We start from the raw sequence: 2,746 nt of genomic DNA on the forward strand, positions 1-2,746 counted from the left end.
TCCAGGCGCAGTTCGCTGCTGATCCGAATGTGCTCGCCGTGCTGCGAATTGAGAACTCATTGTCGTGAGGTGGGAACTCATTGTCGTGAGGAGGGGACTCGCGAACGTGGTGGTCCGGCCAGTTGGGACGGGGTTTCTCAGACGGTGTGCAGCTCGGTGATGCGCCAACGGCCGTCGGTTCGCTGTGCGGACACGCGGAGCTGCGCGGCGCCGGACGATCCGGCGTTGGTGTCGCCGCGGGTCGCGCTCTGGTCGACGAACACCAGCAGGGTCGCGTTGTCGCCCGACAGCATCGTCACTCCCGACAGCGCGACCTTCGACCGCAGCACCAGCTTCTGCTCCGGGGCCTGCTGCCGTACCTGCTCGAACAGCTTCGCGTACTGGTCCTTCGCCGCTCCCACCAGCACTTCCGCCGCCGCCTTCTCGGTCGAGGCGGTGTCGTCGAACTTGTAGGAGAAGATCTGCTCCAGCGCCTCGTTGACCTGTCCGATCACCTGGGCGGTGGTCGAGTTGTCCACGACGGCGGTGTTGGCCTCGGCCCGCGCCCGATGCGAGGCGGCCGCGATCGTCAGCCAGGTTCCGGCGGCGGCGATCACCAGCGCGACGACGATCAGCACCACCGACAAGCGCTTGGCGGGAGCCGGGGGTTCGGCATCCGAGACGGGCTCGTCCTCGACCGGTTCGGTGACAACGGCGACCTCAGGCTCGGCATCCGAGTCCACCAGGTCCTCATCGACCCCGAGGTCCGGTGTGGCGATCGCCGTGCCGCCGCGCCTGCGGGCGCCCGCGACCACGGGCCTGCGACGGTTCGGGTGGGTTTTGCGGTCGGTACGCATGAAAGTCCTCTCACACCGGGATGTACGGGACCTGGGCGAGGCCGCCCACCTTCCACCCGGCGGGTGTCCGGACCAGTTCGGCCTGGAAGCGGTTGCGCTTGGTGGCGGGCTCCCCGGTCTCGGGCTGAACGACGATCTCCACGGCGGCGATGAGTTTCGCCGTGCCGCGGGGCTCATCGAGTTCGGTCACGGCCAGGTCGAGCACTGTCCCGGTGGTGGTCGCCTTGGCCTGCTCGATCTGCTGTTTGCTGCCCTCGAGCGACGCCTTCAACTCCTCGTGAAGCGCGCCGGTCGACGTGCCGAGCCAGCGGGCCAGGCCGGCGTCGACGGTGCGGTAGTCCAGTGACGTCATCGTCGCCACGGCGGTCCGGCCCGCGGTCAGGACGTCGTCACGGGCGGCCGCGGCGGCGATCGTGTCCGACGTCGTCGCCTGCCGGTAGGAGAACCCGCCCCACGCGGCAAACGCCGTGGCCAGGACGACCGCGCTGACACCGACGCGGCGAAGGATCGTGGTCGACGCCATCTCGCCTCACTCTCTTCTGGACTGTCCGAAAAGGACTTCTCAGCCGCCGGGCTTGGCCGCGGGCGGCACAGCGCCCGAGCCGGGGGCGTTCTGCGAGCCGCGCACGCCGACACCGGTGCCGGCCGCCAGCGCGCAGCGGGCCTGGGTGTTGAACTGGGCGGGACCGGTGTCCAACCCGTTGCGGTACTTGGTGCCGTACCCGGTGACGCAGGGCAGCGGCGCGAAGAACGTCGACGCGAGGCCGAAGTGGGCACCGTCGGACCGGATCACCTGGCGGCCGGCGGCGACCGCCTGCGGGGTGATCACCAGCAGCTGCTCGAGGTTGCCCTGCCGGGTCTGCAGCACGTTCGCCGTGGTCAGCAGGTTCGCCAGCAGAATCCCGGTCGCCCCGCCGATCTCCTTGATCAGCTCACTGACCTCGAGCGCGACGGCGGGCGCGGAGCCCAGCAGGGTGCGGATGTCGCCATCGGAGGCCTTGAGCTGCTCGGCGATCAGCTTCATGTTGACGCTGAAGGATTTGATCGACTCCCCGTTCTCCACCTGCCGGGTCAGCATGACCCCGGCGTCGGTGATGAGCGCGGTGGTCTGCGGCAGGTGGGTGACGGCCTTGTCGGTGAAACTCGCCACCGAGTCGAGCAGGGCCTGCAGGTGCGGGCCGGTCTCCAGGGTCGCGTCGTAGAGTTCGTCGACCACGTTGCGCAGGTCGTCGGTGGGCACCGAGGTGACCAGCTTGTCCAGGTTGAGCAGCAGCGTCTCGGTGGGCAGCGGCAGCGTCGTGTTGCGCTGCTGGATGACCGACCCGTCGGCCAGGAAGGGCGATCCGTCGCGGCGCGGGCGCAGGTCGATGTACTGCTCGCCGACCGCCGATCGGTTGGCCACCACGGCGTCGACCTCCTCGGGCACCGAGGGCGCGTCCGGTTTGATCAGCAGCTCGACCTCGACTCCGTCGTCGGTCAGCCGCAGCTCGCCCACCCGGCCGATGCCGACGCCGCGGTAGGTGACCTCGGCGTGGGTGAAGATGCCGCCGGAGTCGGCGAGCCGGACGGTGACCGTGTAGCCGGAGTCGCCGAACATGCCGCCGAGACCGGCGTAGCGCGCGCCGACGTAGCTCACGCCGACCAGCGCGATGAGGACGAAGGCCACCACTTGGACCCGGACTTTCCTGGTCAGCATCAGCGGCCTCCCTGCTCGTTGGAGGGCAGCGGAAGGCTGGGCGCGCCAGCGATCGCCGGTGGCGGCCCGACCTTCGCGTCGAGCTTCAGATACGTGTTGAGGTAGTCACCCTTGATCGCGTCGAGCGCGGAGTCGGGGAACGGGAACGTCAGCAGCATCTCCATCGCCCTGGGCAGGTCGGCCCCGGCTTCGTTGAGCTTGCGCAGAGTGGGTT

Annotated in this window: 3 protein-coding genes and 1 pseudogene; all 4 read right to left on the bottom strand. The window is 69.3% G+C overall.

All coding sequences use genetic code 11. From position 1 onward, the window contains the following. Window positions 1-137: 137 nt before the first annotated feature. Complete coding sequence (locus tag ACRDSQ_RS28935) at window positions 138-836, bottom strand: hypothetical protein (RefSeq protein ID WP_431425404.1); 699 nt, start codon at window positions 834-836, stop codon at window positions 138-140. 10 nt (window positions 837-846) lie between these two features. Further along, entirely contained in the window at window positions 847-1,359 is a 513-nt protein-coding gene (locus ACRDSQ_RS28940) for a hypothetical protein (protein WP_431425405.1), read from the bottom strand. A gap of 39 nt (window positions 1,360-1,398) precedes the next feature. Further along, complete coding sequence (locus ACRDSQ_RS28945; RefSeq protein ID WP_431425406.1) at window positions 1,399-2,532, bottom strand: MlaD family protein; 1,134 nt, start codon at window positions 2,530-2,532, stop codon at window positions 1,399-1,401. Further along, window positions 2,532-2,746, bottom strand: a pseudogene (locus ACRDSQ_RS28950) (MCE family protein); the annotation flags it as partial. The pseudogene ACRDSQ_RS28950 and the gene ACRDSQ_RS28945, both read right to left, overlap by 1 nt.

It is taken from the genome of Actinokineospora sp., assembly GCF_050699995.1.
Classification (GTDB): Bacteria; Actinomycetota; Actinomycetes; order Mycobacteriales; family Pseudonocardiaceae; genus Actinokineospora.

What these genes read in the sequence shown, in the direction of transcription:
- ACRDSQ_RS28935 (WP_431425404.1), bottom strand. Translation starts at nt 836, where the DNA reads ATGCGTACCGACCGCAAAACCCACCCGAACCGTCGCAGGCCCGTGGTC.
- ACRDSQ_RS28940 (WP_431425405.1), bottom strand. Translation starts at nt 1,359, where the DNA reads ATGGCGTCGACCACGATCCTTCGCCGCGTCGGTGTCAGCGCGGTCGTC.
- ACRDSQ_RS28945 (WP_431425406.1), bottom strand. Translation starts at nt 2,532, where the DNA reads ATGCTGACCAGGAAAGTCCGGGTCCAAGTGGTGGCCTTCGTCCTCATC.